The sequence below is a fragment of the Arthrobacter sp. 05T47 genome (genome assembly GCF_056395825.1).
In genome coordinates this window covers 19,089-36,457 of sequence record NZ_JBFTKG010000009.1, presented here as the reverse complement: position 1 = coordinate 36,457, position 17,369 = coordinate 19,089, and the positions used below count along the sequence as shown (strand labels likewise).

The 17,369-nt window shown below is 69.0% G+C and carries 13 protein-coding genes; 5 read left to right on the top strand and 8 right to left on the bottom strand.

Annotation, left to right across the window (positions count from 1 at the left end; genetic code table 11):
- Positions 1–3 precede the first annotated feature (3 nt).
- Both mfd and AC1DEY_RS08870 read left to right on the top strand, forming a co-directional pair.
- Positions 4–3,672, top strand: a complete 3,669-nt coding sequence (gene mfd, locus AC1DEY_RS08875; protein ID WP_476867621.1) for a transcription-repair coupling factor — start codon at positions 4–6, stop codon at positions 3,670–3,672.
- 4 nt (positions 3,673–3,676) lie between these two features.
- Positions 3,677–4,501, top strand: coding sequence for a metal-dependent hydrolase (locus AC1DEY_RS08870; protein WP_476867620.1), 825 nt, complete (start codon positions 3,677–3,679; stop codon positions 4,499–4,501).
- Between the two features lie 51 nt (positions 4,502–4,552).
- Here AC1DEY_RS08870 and AC1DEY_RS08865 read toward each other — a convergent pair whose 3' ends face one another.
- From AC1DEY_RS08865 to nirB, 6 genes are all read right to left on the bottom strand, one after another.
- A complete protein-coding gene (locus AC1DEY_RS08865) occupies positions 4,553–4,777 on the bottom strand; it encodes a hypothetical protein (protein WP_441409274.1) in 225 nt (74 codons plus the stop codon).
- A 53-nt stretch (positions 4,778–4,830) separates the two neighbouring features.
- Entirely contained in the window at positions 4,831–5,529 is a 699-nt protein-coding gene (deoC, locus tag AC1DEY_RS08860) for a deoxyribose-phosphate aldolase (protein WP_476867619.1), read from the bottom strand.
- Between the two features lie 162 nt (positions 5,530–5,691).
- Entirely contained in the window at positions 5,692–6,609 is a 918-nt protein-coding gene (locus AC1DEY_RS08855) for an FAD-dependent oxidoreductase (protein WP_476867618.1), read from the bottom strand.
- Positions 6,610–6,793: 184 nt separating this feature from the next.
- Positions 6,794–8,035, bottom strand: a complete 1,242-nt coding sequence (locus AC1DEY_RS08850; protein WP_476867617.1) for a uroporphyrinogen-III synthase — start codon at positions 8,033–8,035, stop codon at positions 6,794–6,796.
- Between the two features lie 8 nt (positions 8,036–8,043).
- Complete coding sequence (gene cobA / locus AC1DEY_RS08845; protein ID WP_476867616.1) at positions 8,044–9,078, bottom strand: uroporphyrinogen-III C-methyltransferase; 1,035 nt, start codon at positions 9,076–9,078, stop codon at positions 8,044–8,046.
- A gap of 2 nt (positions 9,079–9,080) precedes the next feature.
- A complete protein-coding gene (gene nirB / locus AC1DEY_RS08840) occupies positions 9,081–11,762 on the bottom strand; it encodes a nitrite reductase large subunit NirB (RefSeq protein ID WP_476867615.1) in 2,682 nt (893 codons plus the stop codon).
- Positions 11,763–12,018: 256 nt separating this feature from the next.
- Between nirB and nirD the strand changes: the two genes are divergently transcribed.
- Positions 12,019–12,411, top strand: a complete 393-nt coding sequence (nirD, locus tag AC1DEY_RS08835) for a nitrite reductase small subunit NirD (protein ID WP_476867614.1) — start codon at positions 12,019–12,021, stop codon at positions 12,409–12,411.
- 24 nt (positions 12,412–12,435) lie between these two features.
- Here nirD and AC1DEY_RS08830 read toward each other — a convergent pair whose 3' ends face one another.
- Entirely contained in the window at positions 12,436–14,175 is a 1,740-nt protein-coding gene (locus tag AC1DEY_RS08830) for a phospho-sugar mutase (RefSeq protein WP_476867613.1), read from the bottom strand.
- Between the two features lie 129 nt (positions 14,176–14,304).
- Between AC1DEY_RS08830 and AC1DEY_RS08825 the strand changes: the two genes are divergently transcribed.
- The gene (locus AC1DEY_RS08825) at positions 14,305–14,784 is read left to right on the top strand and encodes an RrF2 family transcriptional regulator (protein WP_476867612.1); all 480 of its coding nucleotides are present in this window, start codon (positions 14,305–14,307) and stop codon (positions 14,782–14,784) included.
- A gap of 37 nt (positions 14,785–14,821) precedes the next feature.
- Here the strand turns inward: AC1DEY_RS08825 and AC1DEY_RS08820 are convergent, their stop codons facing one another.
- Complete coding sequence (locus AC1DEY_RS08820) at positions 14,822–15,640, bottom strand: purine-nucleoside phosphorylase (RefSeq protein WP_441409283.1); 819 nt, start codon at positions 15,638–15,640, stop codon at positions 14,822–14,824.
- 121 nt (positions 15,641–15,761) lie between these two features.
- On the opposite strand from AC1DEY_RS08820, the gene AC1DEY_RS08815 reads away from it, so the two are divergent.
- Positions 15,762–17,177 carry an NAD(P)H-quinone dehydrogenase gene (locus tag AC1DEY_RS08815; RefSeq protein WP_476867611.1) on the top strand — a complete coding sequence of 472 codons (1,416 nt, stop codon included), beginning with the start codon at positions 15,762–15,764 and terminating at the stop codon, positions 17,175–17,177.
- Positions 17,178–17,369 lie beyond the last annotated feature (192 nt).

Sequence of the window (17,369 nt, the reverse complement as noted above, 5' to 3'; positions counted from 1 at the left end):
GCCATGAGCCTCAACGGCCCCTCTCTCACCGGCTTGCGCCGTGTCCTCGCCGAAGACCGGAATTACGCCCGGATCCAGGCCGAGGCGGCCCGCGGGTTCGCCGGCCGCAGCGAGGACTACCAGATCAGCGCCCCGGCCGGCATGCGGTCCACGTTGCTCGCGGAAATGGCAGACGGGCTGGCCACGCTCGCGGGGAAGGAAGCAGGCAGCCCGGTGCCCGTGGTCCTGGCCGTCACCGCTACCGGCCGGGAGGCCGAGGACCTGACCGAGGCCCTGCGCGCCTTCCTGCCGGCAGACGCCGTCGCCGAGTTCCCCAGCTGGGAGACCCTGCCGCACGAGCGGCTCTCCCCGCGCTCGGACACCGTCGGCCGCCGGCTGTCCGTGCTCCGCCGCCTGGCACACCCCGAATCGGCCACCGCCGGTGCGCTGCGCGTGGTGGTGGCCCCCGTGCGCGCCGTCGTGCAGCCCATCGTCGCCGGCCTGGGCGAACTGGTGCCCGTGACCCTGAAGGTCGGCCAGGAGGCCCCCTTCAGCAGCGTCGTGAAGAGCCTCGCCGACGCCGCCTACGCCCGGGTGGATATGGTGACCCGCCGCGGCGAATTCGCCGTCCGCGGCGGCATGCTGGACGTCTTCCCGCCCACGGAGGACCACCCCATCAGGGTCGAGTTCTTCGGCGACGAGGTGGACCAGATGCGCTGGTTCGCCGTCGCCGACCAGCGCTCGCTGACCGCGCCCGGCCTGCACCACCCCACCGAGCTCCACGCCCCGCCGTGCCGCGAAATCCTGATCACCCCCTCCGTCATGTCCCGCGCGGCGACGCTGAAGTCCCAGCTTCCGGCCGCGGCGGACATGCTGGAAAAGATCGCCGGCGGCATCACCGTCGAGGGCATGGAATCCCTGGCCCCGGTCCTGGTGGACGCCATGGTGCCGTTCCTGGACCAGCTCCCGGCGGGCTCCATCTCCGTGGTGATCGAGCCGGAAAAGGTCCGCACCCGTGCCCACGACCTCGCCGCCACCAACGAGGAATTCCTCGAGGCCGCCTGGTCCACGGCGTCCGACGGCGGCAGGGCACCTTTGGTGCTGAACACGGATCTGACCTCCGCGGCGTCCGAAGCCCTGCACTCGGCCAGCTTCCGTTCCCTGACCGAAACCCGCACCGCCGCCCTGGAACACGGCGTCTCCTGGTGGTCCATCACCTCGCTGGCCAGCGACGAAGAGTTGCTGCCCGACGTCGACGTCCTGAACCTGCACGCCCGCGAACCCCGCGGCTACCAGGGCGACGTCGCGGAAATGATGGACTTCATCGGCTCCCGCGTCCGCGACCAGTGGCGGATCGTCGTGGTCACCGAGGGCCCCGGCCCGGCGCAGCGCCTCGCGGAACTCTTCCACGACAACGACATCCCCTGCGCGCGGGTGGACACCCTCGAGGCGGATCCGCAGGCCGGGCTGATCGAGGTGACCACCGCCGCCGTCGGCCGCGGCTTTGTCCTGGACCCGCTCAAGCTGGCGCTGCTGACCGAGGCTGACCTGCTGGGCAGGACCTCAGCCAGTTCCACCAAGGACATGCGCAGGATGCCGTCCAAGCGGCGGAACGCCGTGGACCCGCTCCAGCTCGTGGCCGGGGACTCCGTGGTCCACGAACAGCACGGCATTGGCCGGTTCGTCGAGCTGATCCAGCGCCGGGTGGCGGGCGGCGGCGACGGCGTGCGCGAGTACCTGGTGCTCGAATACGCTCCGTCCAAGCGCGGCGCCCCGGGCGACCGGCTATTCGTCCCCACCGACCAGCTGGACCAGGTCACCAGGTACGTCGGCGGCGACACCCCGGCGCTGAGCAAGATGGGCGGCGCGGACTGGGCCAGCACCAAGTCCAAGGCCCGCAAGGCGGTCAAGGAGATCGCCGGCGAACTGATCCGGCTGTACTCGGCCCGGATGGCCTCCCGCGGCTACGCCTTCGCCCCGGACACCCCGTGGCAGCGGGAGCTCGAGGAAGCCTTCCCCTACGTGGAGACGCCGGACCAGCTGACCACCATCAACGAGGTCAAGGCCGACATGGAGCGCGAGATCCCGATGGACCGGCTGATCTCCGGCGACGTCGGCTACGGCAAGACCGAGATCGCCGTCCGCGCCGCGTTCAAGGCCGTCCAGGACGGCAAGCAGGTGGCCGTGCTGGTGCCGACGACACTGCTGGCCCAGCAGCACTACGAGACGTTCACCGAACGTTTTTCCGGCTTTCCGCTGGTGGTCAAACCGCTGTCCCGCTTCCAGACTGGCAAGGAGGCCAAGGAAACGGCCGACGGCGTCAAGGCCGGCTCCGTGGACGTCGTGATCGGCACGCACCGGCTGCTGTCCAAGGACTTCGGCTTCAAGGACCTCGGCCTGGTGATCGTGGACGAAGAGCAGCGCTTCGGCGTCGAACACAAGGAGGCGCTCAAGAAGATGCGCACCAACGTGGACGTCCTGGCCATGAGCGCCACCCCCATTCCGCGCACGCTGGAAATGTCCCTGACCGGCATCCGCGAGACTTCCACTCTGGCCACCCCGCCGGAGGAACGGCACCCCGTGCTGACCTACGTGGGCCCGTACACGGACAAGCAGACCTCCGCAGCGATCCGCCGCGAGCTCATGCGCGAAGGCCAGGTGTTCTTCGTCCACAACCGGGTGTCCACGATCGACCGCACCGCGGCGAAGATCCGCGAACTGGTCCCGGAGGCCCGGGTGGAGGTGGCGCACGGGCAGATGTCCGAGAGCCGGCTGGAACAGATCATTGTGGACTTCTGGGAAAAGCGCTTCGACGTCCTGGTCTGCACCACCATCATCGAGACCGGCCTGGACATCTCCAACGCCAACACCCTGATCGTGGACGGCGCGGACAAGTACGGCCTGTCCCAGCTGCACCAGCTGCGCGGACGGGTGGGCCGCGGCCGTGAACGCGCCTACGCCTACTTCCTCTACCCCTCGGAAAAGCCGCTCGGCGAGGTGGCGCTGGAACGGCTCAAGGCCGTCGCGACGCACAACGAGCTCGGCGCCGGCATGCAGCTGGCCATGAAGGACCTGGAGATCCGCGGCGCCGGCAACCTGCTCGGCGGCGAGCAGTCCGGCCACATCCAGGGCGTCGGCTTCGACCTCTACATCCGGCTGGTCGGCGAGGCCGTGGCCGAATACCGCGGCGAGGCCGAGGAAAAGGCCGCCGAAATGAAGATCGAGCTGCCGGTCAACGCGCATCTGCCGCACGACTACGTACCGGGCGAACGGCTGCGCCTGGAGGCCTACCGCAAACTCGCCAGCGCCATCACGTACGAGGCGATCGACGAGGTCCTCGCCGAGCTGGTGGACCGCTACGGCGAACTGCCGCTGCCCGCAACAAACCTGATCGACGTCGCCCGGTTCCGGGTGGGCGCCCGCGAGGCCGGTCTGTCCGACGTCGCGCTGCAGGGCAACTTCATCAAGTTCTCCCCGGCGCAGTTGCCCGAGTCCAAGCTCATGCGCCTGACCCGGATGTACCCGGGCGCCCAGGCCAAGCCTGCCCTGGACGCGGTGCTCATCCCCAAGCCCAAGACCGCGAAGATCGGCGGACGGGACCTGCAGGACGCCGAGATCCTCGAGTGGGCCAACGGCGTCATCCGCAACATCTTCTCTGACACTCCTGTAGCAGCAACACCGGCGGTGAAGTAAAAGAATGATGGGAGGACATCACGCCGCGTCGGGAGCCGCGGCGTGGGTAGCCATTGCCTCGACCGGCCCGTACGCGCTCGGCTGGTACCCGCTGGATCCCACGGGAATCGTGATCGGCGCCATGGCGACGGCGGGGACCGCGCTGGTCTGCGACTGGGACCACCGCGCCAGCACCGTGGCGCACGCGCTGCCCCCGCTGTCCAACCTGGTGGCGCGCGGCATAGAGAACGTCAGCGGCGGCCACCGCCAGGGAACGCATTCGGTGCTGGGCGCGGCGTTTTTCGTGCTGCTGGCCACGGTCGCCGGGCAGTTCCAGGTGCAGACCCAGTGGGGGCTGTTGTCCGTCGGGGCCGGCCTGCTGTGCATGTTCATGATCAACATCGCCGCGAAGGCGCTGAAGCTCTTTCCGAAATCCGGGGTGGTCAGCAACTGGATCTTCGCGCTGCTCATGGCAGGCCTGGTGACGTGGTTCGCGCCGCAGCAGTGGACCTGGCTGCCGGTCTCCATGCTCACCGGCGTGCTGGTGCACATTGTGGGGGACATGATCACCACCGGGGGAGTGCCGCTGCTCTGGCCGATCGTGATCAAGCCGCCGAAGGTCCTGCGGAAACTGCCGCTGCTCAAGAACATCTGGAGAGCCAACGGGGCGTTCTCCATCCCGCTGCTGGGCCGGGCGGGCTCACGGCGGGAATGGTTCGTCCTCATCCCGGTCAGCGGCTACGCGATGGTGGGGATGTTCGGCGCCGGCCTGGCCGTGGCCAAGGCGCACTTCCCGGCAGTCCTGGCGCTGGGCGCGGGGCTGGTGAAGGGCTTACTTAGGCTCGCTTAAATGGCTGAAGCTCCGGAAATGTCCGGAGCTTCAGTCTTTTAAGCGTGGCGCCTAGTTTTCGCCGGCCGAATCCGAGCGGCCCAGCAGCGTCTGCGGGATCCAGAACGACAGGGCAAAGAGGACCAGGCAGATGGCCATCGGCCAGACGTTGTCCAGCGTCAGGAAGGACAGCGAGTAGATCGCGCCAAGGAACAGGACCATCATCGGCACGAACACGGCGATGCTGGATCCGAGGCTGTTCTCGACCTGCCGGGACTGGGTGTTGTTGCTGGACATGTGTTCCTCCTCGGCCCCTGGGGGCTCAAAACTGTGGGCGCTGCCGGCGTGAATCAGTACGCGGACGAACCCTGTTCACCCTTGACGATCGCGATGCCGGAGCTGGCGCCAATACGTGTTGCACCTGCAGCAATCATAGCCTGAGCATCGGCCAGGGACCGCACGCCGCCGGAGGCCTTGACACCCAGGTCCGGGCCCACGGTGCGGCGCATGAGCGCGACGTCCTCGGCCGTGGCACCGCCGCCGTTGAAACCGGTGGAGGTTTTGACGAAGTCCGCGCCGGCTTCCACCGCAGCCTGGCAGGCCAGCACCTTCTGGGCGTCATCCAGCAGCGCCGTTTCGATGATGACCTTCAGGATGGCCCCGCCTTCGTGGACGGCCTCGGCGACGGCGGCGATGTCATCCACCAGGGCGCCCTTGTCATTGGCGCGGGCCGCGGCGATGTTGATCACCATGTCCACCTCTTCGGCCCCGTCCAGGACCGCGCCGCGGGCCTCAAAGGCCTTGACGTCGCTCGGCGTGGCGCCCAGCGGGAATCCCACCACGGAGCACGTCAGGACACCGGAGCCCTTCAGCGCTTTCTTGACCGTCTTGACCCAGACCGGGTTCACGCAGACGGACTTGAACCGGTACTCGGCCGCCTCGGCACAGACCTTGAGGATCTCCGCCTCGCTGGCTTCCGGCTTGAGCAGGGTGTGGTCGATGTAGGAGGCAATGTCGGGCGTGCCCCCGGTGGCGGCTTCGTGGCTCATGGTGGTCCCTTTCCTGGCGGGCCTGGGGACACGGCGGTCCCTTCCCGGGCCTTGTGGGCCTGCGGGCCCTTGGCGGCGCCGCATGGTGCGCGGCTTATCAGGTGACCATCTTGCCATAGGAACATGCCCGGCCGATGCCCCGGCCGGGCATGCTCCATCCGCTCAGGCGGCAGCAGCCAGGGGCCGGGCCATGGTGGCCTGCAGCAACTGGGAAGCGCACACGGATGCGGCCGAACCGGAGGCCACCAGCAGGCCCAGCCGGACGCCGTCGTACGCTGCCGCGTCGCCGATCGCCCAGATGCCCGGCACGGAGGTGCGGAAGTCCTGGCCAATGACAATCCCGCCGCCGGGAGCGGTGGCCAGCCCGGCCGTGGCGGCCAGTTCGTCGCGGGCGATGCGCTCCTCGGCAAGGATCACGAGGTCGCCGTTCATGCTGGAGCCGTCCTCGAAGACGATGCCGGACGCCGGCAGGACGGACCCGGCGATGGTGGGAACGATGGCGGACGGGCGGACCGTCGTGCGAATCGGGCGAACGCCGCGGGCCCGGAGGACGGCCTCGGCCTGGCCGGCGGCCGAGCCTGTGCCGACGAGGATGCCGAGGGGACGCCGGCCCAGGACCCGGGTGACGTCCTTGACGGCTTCGCCCAGCCGGGCGGCGTCGTCGATCGTGGCATAGCTCAGGCACCGTGCGGCACCTTCCACCGGCGTCTCGGCGGGAGCGGACCCGGTGGCGATCACGAGCTCGTCGTAGGTGAAGTCCATGCCGTCGGCCGTCGTGACGACGCGGTTGTCGGCGTCGATGTGGCTGGCCGGCTGGCCGAAGCGGACGGAGACCTGGGGCAGGGCTGCCAGCTCCAGCAGTTCCTCGGGGGCGTCATCGCGGTTGCTGAGGACCGTGACGGCGCCGGCGAACGGGGTCCGGGTGAGCTGCCGGACGAGGGCCTGGGCGGCCGGACCCGCGCCGGCGATGACGATCCGGGGCCGGACGGCCGTTGTGAGGTTCGTCGGAGAGGCGGTGCCGGAGGCGGCTGCGGTCAAGGAAGACGTGCCGGAGGTGGGAGACAATGCCGGAGCGGACATGTGCTGGCCCTTTCGCTGGGGTGGCCATCGTGTGGCCGGTGTGCTTGATGAAACCCAGCGTAGGCTTCCGATTTTTCCGGGGTGTTTCCCGGGTGTTGCCGCTTCTGACCTGCCTGTTCGCCAGTATTTACCGGCCGGTAATGTCGTGGGTCACACCCAGCGGAGAGCCGCCGGCCCGCCGCCATTAGACCCGGATCCGGTAGCCGCGCTTCACCACGGTTTCCACCAGCCGGGTGTCCGGCAGCGCGGACCGCAGCCGGCTGACGGTCATGTCCAGGGCGTGCACGGAGCCGCGCAGTTCCAGCAGGTCCGAGAGCGCCTCGCGGGAGAGCACGGCCCCGCCGGCGCCGATCAGAGCACGCAGCAGCAGCAGGGGCGCGGGGGCCATCTCGACCGGCTCGCCGTTGATGCGCAGCGAGCGTCCGCGCAGCTCCACGCTGCCGGACGCGGTGTCCAGCCGGCGGACGTGGTTCAGCGCCAGGTGCTCGCAGACCAGCCGGATCAGCGCGCCCATCCGGAACCGTTCCGGGATCAGCGGGTGCAGCCCGGCGTCGATCAGCGGCTGCGCGGTGATGGGGCCGACGACGGCGGTCGCCACGTTGGTCTTCAGGCTCTCCACGAGCTGCTTATAGACGCCCATCTCGTGGGCCGTGCTCCACATCGCGTCCACGGCGGGGGCGCTGGTGAAGGTCAGGACGTCCAGGTTGCCGCTGCAGGCGGCTTCGATGAGCTTGGGCAGCCGGTCGGCGCCGTCGGGTTTGACCCAGCGGTACGGGGTGACGGTCAGGACGGTGGCGCCGGACATGCGCAGGCGTTCGAGCTGGCGGACGTCGGTGTAACCATGCAGCTGCACCGCGACGGTCTTGCCGCGGACACCCTCGGCAAGGAGCATGTCCACGAGGGTGGCGGTGGTTTCGTCGCTGCTGATGCCGACGTCGGCGAGCCCGGCAGCACGCACGGCGCCGCGGGCCTTGGGCCCGCGGACGAACATCCGGGTGGCGGAGAGGGTCTCCAGCAGCTGGTCGCCAATGCCGAACGTGTCCGCGGCCTCGCACCAGCGGCGCATGCCGTAGGCGGTGGTGGCGACGCAGAGATCGGGCCGGGCGGCGATGATGGCCCGGGTGTCCTCGATCAGGCTCTCGTCCTCCCGGACCGGGGCGATCTTCAGCGCCGGGGCGTGAAGCACCTCGGCACCGCGGCGCTCGAGGGCCTCGATGAGGTCCTGCGAGCGGCGGTGCGAGGTGACGCCGATCCGGAAACCGTCCAGGGGAAGGTCCCGGTCGGCGGCATCGTCGGCAGGTTCAGGCGGGGGCGTCCCGGCGGACGCCGGGATCAGGGACGCCGGGATCAGGGTGGCCGGAGTCAGCGGGGTCAGGGGTGCGCCGGGCTCCGGAAAGGTTGCGGCGGCGGCGTTCAGTGCGCTCATGAAAATCCTTATGCTTCCAGCAGGGATGCGGCCAGGCGGTCAAGCTCCGCCGAGGCCTCGGCACAGCCCCGGTTGGCCTCGGCAACCCGGACAACCTCCCCGATCACCAGGACGGCGGGGTTGCTGCAGCCCGCGGCGGCGGAGGTGATGGTGCCCAGTTCGGCGATGGTAGTGCGCTGGCCGGGGCGGTAACCGCGTTCAACCACGGCCATCGGCATGTCGGCCCGCATTCCGGCCCGGCGGAGTCCGGCGGCGAGGTGGTGCAGTGTGCCGATGCCCATCAGGACCACGATAGTCCCGCCGAGCCCGGCCAGATGCGTCAGTTCGTTCTCCGTCAACGGGGCATGGCCTGAAACCACCGTGAACATGTGGCTGACTTCGCGGTGGGTGACCGGGATGCCGGCGGCGGCCGGAACCGAAATGGCGCTGGTGACTCCGGAGATGACGCGGACCGGAACCCCGGCCGCGACGCAGGACGCGACTTCCTCACCGCCGCGGCCGAAGACGTAGGGGTCCCCGCCCTTGAGGCGGACCACGTTGTTGCCCGCCAGCGCGCTTTCGACCATGAGCTTTTCGATGTCGGTCTGGCTGACCTTGTGGTGGCCGGGCCTCTTGCCCACATCCACGAGTTCGGCCGAGGTCAGGGACGGCAGCTCCTGGTAGGGGGCGAGCCGGTCGTAGAAGACGACGTCGGCATCGCGCAGCGCCGTCACGGCGGCAACGGTGAGCAGCTCGGTGGTCCCGGGGCCGCCGCCGACCAGCGTGACATGTCCCACCGGGCCGGCAGCCGGCTCGGTTGCGACCGGAATGCCGGTGGCCCGGCACCGGTCCAGGAGGGCCTCCCAGCCGGGCTGGCCGTCCTCGACGGCCGCCACCAGGAACGGGCGCTCGGGCAGCGGCCCGTCCATGCCGGCGCCGTGCGGGGTGCTCAGGCGGTGCACGACGGCGCCGGCCGCCTCGTAGCGCCGTACGGCCTGCCGCGCGGCGTGGTCCGCGCCGGTGACCAGGACTTCGCGTCCGGTGAGGTCAATGGTGAGCTGCATGGCTATACCTCGTTCTGGTCAAGCAGTTCAGGGGTGGTGGCCCGGACCGGAATGGACGAACCGATCAGGACTGGCTGCTGTCCGGCCAAGGCCTTCTCTTCTGCCGTGGCCGGGCGCATCTGGCCGCGGTCGTCGGGGACGAAGGTGATGGAGTCGTCCTTCTGGTCCGGGGCGTTGACGAAGGAGCGGAAGCGGCGCAGGCGCTCGGGGTCCTTCAGGGTGTCGGCCCACTCGTCGATGTAGGTGTCCACGTGCTTGGCCATGGCGGCCTCGAGGTCCGCGGCGATGCCGAGGGTGTCGTGCACCACCACGTCCTCGACGTGCTTGATGCCGCCGTCGAGTTCCTCCTGCCAGCGCGCGGTGCGCTGCAGGCGGTCGGCCGTGCGGATGTAGTACATGAAGTAGCGGTCGATGTACTTGATCAGGGTTTCGTCGTCGAGGTCCTTGGCCAGCAGCTGGGCGTGCGCCGGGGTGGCTCCGCCGTTGCCGCCGACATACAGGTTCCAGCCGTCAGCGGTGGCGATGACGCCGACGTCCTTGCCCCGCGCCTCGGCGCATTCGCGGGCGCAGCCGGAGACGCCCATCTTCAGCTTGTGCGGGCTGCGGAGGCCGCGGTAGCGCAGCTCAAGCTGAATGGCCATGGCCACCGAGTCCTGGACGCCGAAGCGGCACCACGTGGAGCCGACGCAGGACTTCACCGTGCGCAGGCTCTTGCCGTAGGCCTGGCCGGATTCGAAGCCGGCATCCACCAGCAGCTTCCAGATTTCCGGCAGCTGCTCCAGCCGGGCGCCGAACATGTCGATCCGCTGGCCGCCGGTGATCTTGGTGTAGAGGCCGTATTGCTCGGCCACCGCGGCGATCACGCCGAGTTTTTTCGGGGTGATCTCGCCGCCGGCGATGCGCGGAACCACCGAGTAGGTGCCGTCCTTCTGCATGTTGGCCAGGGCACGGTCGTTGGTGTCCTGCAGGGTGCCGCGGCCGGCGTCCAGGACGTAGGCGCTGTTCTGGCTGGCCAGGATGTTGGCGATGGTCGGCTTGCAGATATCGCAGCCGTCCCCGGTGCCGTACTTGGCCATGATCTCCTCGAAGGAGGTCAGTTCCAGGACGCGGATGGCGTCGAAGAGTTCCTGGCGGGAGAGCTCAATGTGTTCGCAGAGGGCCTTGGAAACTTCAACGCCGGACTTGGTCAGCTCGGTCTCGAGCAGCTTCTTGAGCATCGGGACACAGGAACCGCAGCTGGTTCCGGCGCGGGTGCAGCCCTTCAGCTCGCCGAGTTCCTGGACGGGTGCGTTGCCGTCGCAGGCCCCGCAGCCGTTGACGGTGTCGCGGATGGTTCCCGCGGAGACGTTGTTGCAGGAACACAGGATGGCGTCGTCCGGCAGTTCGGTTTCCGGGGCGTCGCCGCCGCCGGCCGCGGTGAGGTACGCGCCGGGCTCGGCGGCCAGTTCGCGGCCCAGCATGGGGCGCAGGGAAGTGTAGGGGGTGGCGTCGCCGACGAAGATGCCGCCGAGCAGCGTCTTGGCGTCATCGGTGGTGACGATCTTCTGGTAGACGCCGCGGGCGGGGTCGGCGTAGACGATCTCGAGGGAGTGTTCGGTGCGGGCGAACGCGTCGCCGAAGCTGGCGACGTCGACGCCGGAGAGCTTGAGCTTGGTGGCCGTGTCGAAGCCGGGGAAGGTTGCGTCGCCGCCGTGCAGCCGGTCCGCGACGATTTCGGCCATGGTGTTGGCCGGGGCCACGAGGCCCAGGCACATGCCGCCGAAGTTGGCGACCTCGCCGATCGCCCAGATGCCGGGAACCTCGGTGGAGCAGTCGTCGGAGATGACGACGCCGCCGCGCTGGCCGAGCTGGAACTGCTGCACTGCACCCTCTGCGGCCCGGAACAGCTCGTCGCGGGGCCGCACACCGATCGCCACGATCACGATGTCGGCGTCGATGGTCCGGCCGTCGGCCATGAGGACGCCGGTGACCTGGCCGTCGTCGTCGGAGAGGACCTCGGAGGGGAACACCCCGCCGTGGACGGTGAAGCCCTTGGCCTCGATGAGCCGGCCCAGCGCCTGCCCGGCGCCCTCGTCCAGCTGGGTGTTCACGAGCCAGGGCGAGCCGTTGATGACGATCGGGGTGGCGCCGAGCTGTTCGGTGCCGGCCGCTGATTCCAGGCCCAGCAGACCGCCGCCGATGGTGACCGCCTTGACCTGGCGGCCCAGCTTCACGGTGAGGTCCGCGATGGCCTTGTTGATGGACCAGACGTCCTCAAGGGTGCGGTACACATGGGTAAGTTCGGCGCCCGGGATGGGCAGGCGGGCCGCGTCCGAGCCCGTTGCGACCACGAGCTCGTCGTACGGATAGGTGGTACCCGCGGCGGTCGTGACGGTTTTGCCGACGGCGTCGATGCTGGTGACGCGCTCGCCGGTCTTCAGGTCCAGGGCCGTGTGTTCCCACATGGAAGCGCTGCCCAGGGTGAGGTCGACGTCGCTGTCGGTGAGTGCCTTGCTCAGCGCGACGCGGTCGTAGGGGAGGTGGGCTTCCTCGGTGAGGACAGTAACGTGCCAGCCATCGAGTCCGCGGGCGTGCATGGCATCGGCGAATCGGTGCGCCGCGGGGCCGCCGCCGGCCACCACAATACGGCGCGGGGCGGCGCTGGCTGCACCCTGATTCGGGTGGCTTGAAGGGAGTCCGGTCACGGTGGGCCTTTCGCATGGGCCGCAGACGGTGCTCTGCAGCTTGTCGTCCCAGACTAGGCAAACGGAATTTCGCTTCAGTTTCCCTTATGTTTCGTGATCTTAACTTCTGCATCACGAATGCATTTCCGGCCGTGTGAGCTCTCTTTTACGCGCCGGACACATCCGGCGCGCCCGGATGAAACACCGCAGGCCTAGCTTGAATATGTGGCCGCAGCAGCGGTTGAACCCGCAAGGGATGTATCAGAGAGGGGCCGGGATGACCGCCGTACTTGAAACCGCAGCACACGACGCACAACCCGACATCGCAGGTCAGATTTCCGGATCCGTCGCCGGCTGGCACCGGGTTTGCGCCGTCGCGGACCTGGAACCCGCGTGGGGCGAGGCCGCACTGATTTCCGGGCGCCAGGTCGCCGTGTTCCAGACGGCGACCGGTGAGGTTTTCGCCGTCGCCAACGAGGACCCGGCAACCGGGGCCAATGTCATGGCCCGCGGCATCACAGGGTCCCGAGGCGACCGCCCCACCATCGCCTCGCCGCTGCACAAAGAGGTCTACGACCTCGAAACCGGTGAGTGCCTCGGCAACCCGGACCTCCGGCTCGCAACCTTCGGTACCCGGATTGTGGGCGGGTACATTGAGGTTGAGCTCTAGCAGCTGATCCTTGGGGGTTGAGCCCTACAGGCCCAGGGCCTCTCGGACGTCAGCCAGCACGCTGTCCAGCGCGGCGCGGGCCTCGTCCCGGGCCGCCGGAAGTTCGGCCGCCGAGTCCACGCTGCGGATGACCTCCAGGTAGCACTTGAGCTTCGGTTCCGTGCCGCTGGGACGGATGATGACGCGGCTGAGGTCCCTGGTAAGGTACAGCAGACCTTCAGTGGGCGGCAGCTGCTCGGTGCCCACGGCCAGGTCCGTGACGGCCTCGACGCCCGAACCGCCGAACGATTCCGGCGGGCTGACGCGCAGCCGGTTCATCATCGCGTCCAGCAGGCCAAGGTCCGCTACCCGGATGCTGAGCTGGTCGCTCGCGTGCAGGCCGTGCACCAGGTAGAGCTCGTCCAGGGTGTCGAAGATTGTCTTGCCCTCGGCCTTTGCCGCCGCCGCGAGTTCGGCGATGAGGACGGCGGCCGAAATGCCGTCCTTGTCCCGCACCAGGGACGGGGCCACGCAGTAGCCCAGCGCCTCCTCGTAGCCGTAGACCAGCCCCGGCACCCGGGCAATCCATTTGAAGCCGGTCAGGGTTTCCTCGTGTGCGTAGCCTGCCGCTGCCGCGATCCGCGCCAGCAGCCGGGAAGACACGATCGAGTTGGCGAACACGCCGGCCGGGGCCTCGCCGCCCGCGGCCTGCCGCGCCACGACGTGGGCACCCAGCAGGGCACCGACCTCGTCGCCGCGCAGCATGCGCCACGCGCCGGTGGCCGGATCCTTCGCCGCCACGGCCGCCCGGTCGGCGTCGGGGTCGTTGGCGATCACAATGTCGGCGTCCCCGCGCGTTGCCGCCTCGAGGGCCAGATCCAGCGCCCCGGGCTCTTCGGGGTTGGGGAAGCTCACTGTGGGGAAGTCCGGATCCGGGAGCGCCTGTTCCGTGACGAGCGTGACGTCCTCGAATCCGGCGGCGTTCAGCACCGCCACCGCCGTTTCCCCGCCCACGCCGTGCATGGGGGTCAGGATGATCTTCAGCCCGCGGGCCGGGAAGTGTTCGGGGATGGCCAAGGCCGCGACGGCGTTCTGGTACTCGGCGGCGATGGAGGGCTCCAGCACAGTCCACCCGTCCGCGGCCAGGATGATCGAGTCCAGGGCGCCGACGGCGTCGATCTTCGCCGCTATCAGCGCATCGTAGGGCGCCACGATCTGGGCGCCGCGGCCGCTTTCCTCAACCGCGTGGCGGCCGAGGTAGACCTTGTACCCATTGTCCTGGGGCGGGTTGTGGCTGGCGGTGACCATGACGCCGCCGTCGCAATCCAGCGCCCGCACCGCGTACGCGAGCAACGGGGTGGGCAGCGCGGAGGGCATCAAGAACGTTTCCACGCCGGCCGCGGTGAGGATCGCGGCGGTTTCTTCGGCGAAGATATCGGAGTTGTAGCGGGCGTCGTAGCCGACGACGGCGCGCGGCCGGGTGCCGGGGGAGGCCTGCTCGACTGCGCTCGTGAGGAAAGCGGTGAAGCCGGCGGCGGCGCGGCGGACCACCACGCGGTTCATCCGGTTCGGACCCGGGCCGAGGGCCGCCCGCAGTCCGGCGGTGCCGAACTGGAGGGTGCCGCTGAAGCTGTCTGCCAGCTCCTGGCGGGCCGCCCCGACGCCCCCGTCGGTGAGGCGGATCAGCTCAGAGAGGGCGGCGGCGGTTGCGGGGTCCGGGTCCTGGTCGGCCCAGTCGCGGGCATCGCTCAGGAGTCGGGCGAGTTCGGCATCAGAAGACGTCATAGGAACCAAACTATCGCCAATCCTGGGAGAAGCTTGCCCAGACGGCCGGGAATTGGCATTTCACGTGCCAATTTGGGGCGTTCAGAAGGACCTTGACACCCAAATTTCCGGACACGTAACGTCTGGAATATGAAGATGGGGCGTGGCGTGGAATGGGCCGTGCACAGTTGCGTCAACATGGCCTGGACACCGCCGGGTGAGCCGGTGAACAGTGCACGGCTGGCGGAGTTCTACAAGCTTCCGGCCGCCTATCTGAACAAGCAGTTTCAGTCGCTGGTCCGGGCCAAAGTGCTGGACTCGGTCTCGGGGCCCCGCGGCGGATTTCTCCTGGCGCGCCGGCCGGAACACATCACCGTGCTGGACATCGTGCTGGCGCTGGAGGGCCAGGACCCGGCATTCCGGTGTGAGGCGATCCTGGGAAATATCCCCGAGCCGGACCGGGAGGACAACTTTGCCCGGTCCTGCCTCATTTCCCAGACCATGCGGCAGGCCGAACTCGCCTGGCGGCAGGCGCTGGCGCGGCAGAGCATCGCCGGGATCGCGGACTCGATCGAGCGGCGGTTCCCGGCGGACAAAGCGAAGGTCCTGGACTACCTGGCTGCGGAATAGCCGCAGCCGGCGGTCCAGGACCTGACGCCGGGCCGGATCAGAGCTTGGCGATGATCTCCGCGAGCAGCTTGGAAATGCGCGGTCCCGCGGCCTGGCCGGCCTCAAGGACTTCCTCATGGCTGAGCGGCACAGGGCTGATCCCGGCGGCGAGGTTGGTGACCAGCGAGATGCCGAAGACCTCCATGCCGGCATGGCGGCCGGCGATGGCCTCCAGTGCCGTGGACATGCCGACCAGGGAGGCGCCGATGCGCTTGGCGTACTGCACCTCGGCGGGCGTCTCGTAGTGCGGGCCGGTGAACTGCGCGTAGACGCCCTCGTCCAGGGAGGGGTCCACCTCACGGGCCAGGCCGCGGATGCGCGAGGAGTACAGGTCCGTGAGGTCCACGAACGTTGCCCCTTCCAGCGGTGAGGTGGCGGTGAGGTTGATGTGGTCGCTGATCAGGACCGGGGTGCCGGGCGCCCAGTCCTCGTTCAGGCCGCCGCAGCCGTTGGTCAGGACCAGCGTCTTGCAGCCGGCGGCCGCGGCGGTACGCACGCCGTGGACCACGGCGCGGACGCCCTTGCCCTCGTAGTAGTGGGTGCGTGCGCCCAGGACCAGGGCGCGCTTTCCCTCTTTGGTCAGCACGGAGCGGATGGTGCCCACGTGGCCCACCACGGAGGGTGCGGAGAAGCCGGGGATTTCGGCTGCGGACAGGGTCGCGGTGGTCTCGCCGATGAGCTCCGCGGCGTCGCCCCAGCCCGAGCCGAGGACCAGCGCGACGTCGTGGGAATCGACGCCCGTCTCTGCGGCGATGTAGTCGGCGGCGGCGCGGGCGGCCTCGAAGGGATCCGTGTTCAGGAATTCTGTTGTACTCACCGGTACAAGTTATCGTGCCGGCGGCCGGCTGCACAGCACCCGTGCCACCGGGAGCCGTGAGGACGCTCGGCGGCCCGGACTCTTTGGTGGCTCCGGTTCGGATGGTGGACAATGGTTGATTGTGACTACGCATCCTGACTTCAGCTCACCCCGCATCGCAATTCTCGGCGGAGGGCCTGGCGGCTACGAAGCCGCCATGGTCGCCGCCTCGCTGGGGGCGCAGGTCACCATCATCGAACGCGCAGGCCTCGGCGGATCCGCCGTGCTGACCGACGTCGTTCCCTCCAAAACCCTGATCGCGACCGCAGACCTGATGACCCGCGTGGCCGAGGCGGGGGAGCTGGGCGTCAAGTTCGACGTCGACGGCGGCGACTTCGCCCCGTCGATGCGCGCGGACCTCAAGCACATCAACGACCGTCTCCTGCGGCTGGCGCGGAAGCAGTCGGAGGATATCCAGGCCGGGCTGGAGCACCAGAACGTCCGCATCCTGATCGGCTCCGGCCGGCTGCTGGACAACCACACCATCGAGGTCCTGACCGCCGACGGCACCGAAACCGTGGAGGCAGACACCATCCTTCTGGCGGTCGGCGCCCACCCGCGCGAGCTGCCCACCGCGCGGCCGGACGGTGAGCGGATCCTGAACTGGGCCCAGATCTACAACATGGACGAACTCCCCGAGGAACTCATCGTGGTGGGATCCGGTGTGACGGGCGCAGAATTCGCCTCCGCCTACAACGGCCTGGGCTCCAAAGTCACCCTGATTTCCAGCCGCGACCGGGTGCTGCCGGGCTCGGACACCGACGCCGCCGAGGTCCTCGAGGGCGTCTTCGAACGCCGCGGGCTCAAGGTCCTCTCCCGCGCCCGCGCCGAAACCGTCGAACGCACGGACGACGGCGTCGTGGTCACCCTCGGCGACGGCTCCAAGGTCACCGGCAGCCACTGCCTCGTCTGCGTCGGTTCCATCCCGAACACGGCCGGAATCGGCCTGGAGGAAGCCGGCGTCGCGCTCACCGAGAGCGGCCACATCAAGGTCGACGGCGTCTCGCGCACCACGGCGCCGAACATCTACGCCGCGGGCGACTGCACCGGCGTCCTGGCCCTGGCCTCCGTTGCCGCGATGCAGGGCCGGATTGCCGTGGCCCACTTCCTGGGCGACGCCGTCATGCCGATCAAGCTGCACCAGGTGGCATCCAACATCTTCACCTCGCCCGAGATCGCCTCCGTGGGCGTGTCCGAGGCCGAAATCGACTCCGGCAAGTACCAGGCCGACATCGTCAAGCTGTCCCTGCGCAGCAACGCTCGCGCCAAGATGCGCAACCACCGCGACGGCTTCATCAAGATCTTCGCCCGCAAGGGCTCCGGCACCGTGATCGGCGGTGTGGTGGTGGGTCCGAATGCCTCCGAGCTCATCTTCGCGATCTCGATCGCCGTGACCCAGAAACTGCATGTCGACGACATCGCCAGCACCTTCACCGTTTACCCCTCGCTGAGCGGCTCCATCTCCGAAGCAGCCCGGCGGCTCCACGTCCACATGTAGTTCGTGCACCTGTAGTTACAGGCCGGGTCAGCAATCCGGAGGCTGATGCCATGCAGAGTCCCCAGGCTTTGATTGAAGCCCTCGAGCGGGCGGTCGAACGTCCGGCCGCCGTGCCGGTGCGGATGGCCGTGCCAGAGGGACCGGGGATGCGGAGCGCTTTACCGGGTTCGGTGTCACCGGGGTTCCATTCAG

Bases quoted from the DNA above. Each gene is read 5' to 3' on its own strand.
- mfd (WP_476867621.1), top strand. From the start codon at position 4: ATGAGCCTCAACGGCCCCTCTCTCACCGGCTTGCGCCGTGTCCTCGCC.
- AC1DEY_RS08870 (WP_476867620.1), top strand. From the start codon at position 3,677: ATGATGGGAGGACATCACGCCGCGTCGGGAGCCGCGGCGTGGGTAGCC.
- AC1DEY_RS08865 (WP_441409274.1), bottom strand. From the start codon at position 4,777: ATGTCCAGCAACAACACCCAGTCCCGGCAGGTCGAGAACAGCCTCGGA.
- deoC (WP_476867619.1), bottom strand. From the start codon at position 5,529: ATGAGCCACGAAGCCGCCACCGGGGGCACGCCCGACATTGCCTCCTAC.
- AC1DEY_RS08855 (WP_476867618.1), bottom strand. From the start codon at position 6,609: ATGTCCGCTCCGGCATTGTCTCCCACCTCCGGCACGTCTTCCTTGACC.
- AC1DEY_RS08850 (WP_476867617.1), bottom strand. From the start codon at position 8,035: ATGAGCGCACTGAACGCCGCCGCCGCAACCTTTCCGGAGCCCGGCGCA.
- cobA (WP_476867616.1), bottom strand. From the start codon at position 9,078: ATGCAGCTCACCATTGACCTCACCGGACGCGAAGTCCTGGTCACCGGC.
- nirD (WP_476867614.1), top strand. From the start codon at position 12,019: ATGACCGCCGTACTTGAAACCGCAGCACACGACGCACAACCCGACATC.
- AC1DEY_RS08830 (WP_476867613.1), bottom strand. From the start codon at position 14,175: ATGACGTCTTCTGATGCCGAACTCGCCCGACTCCTGAGCGATGCCCGC.
- AC1DEY_RS08825 (WP_476867612.1), top strand. From the start codon at position 14,305: ATGAAGATGGGGCGTGGCGTGGAATGGGCCGTGCACAGTTGCGTCAAC.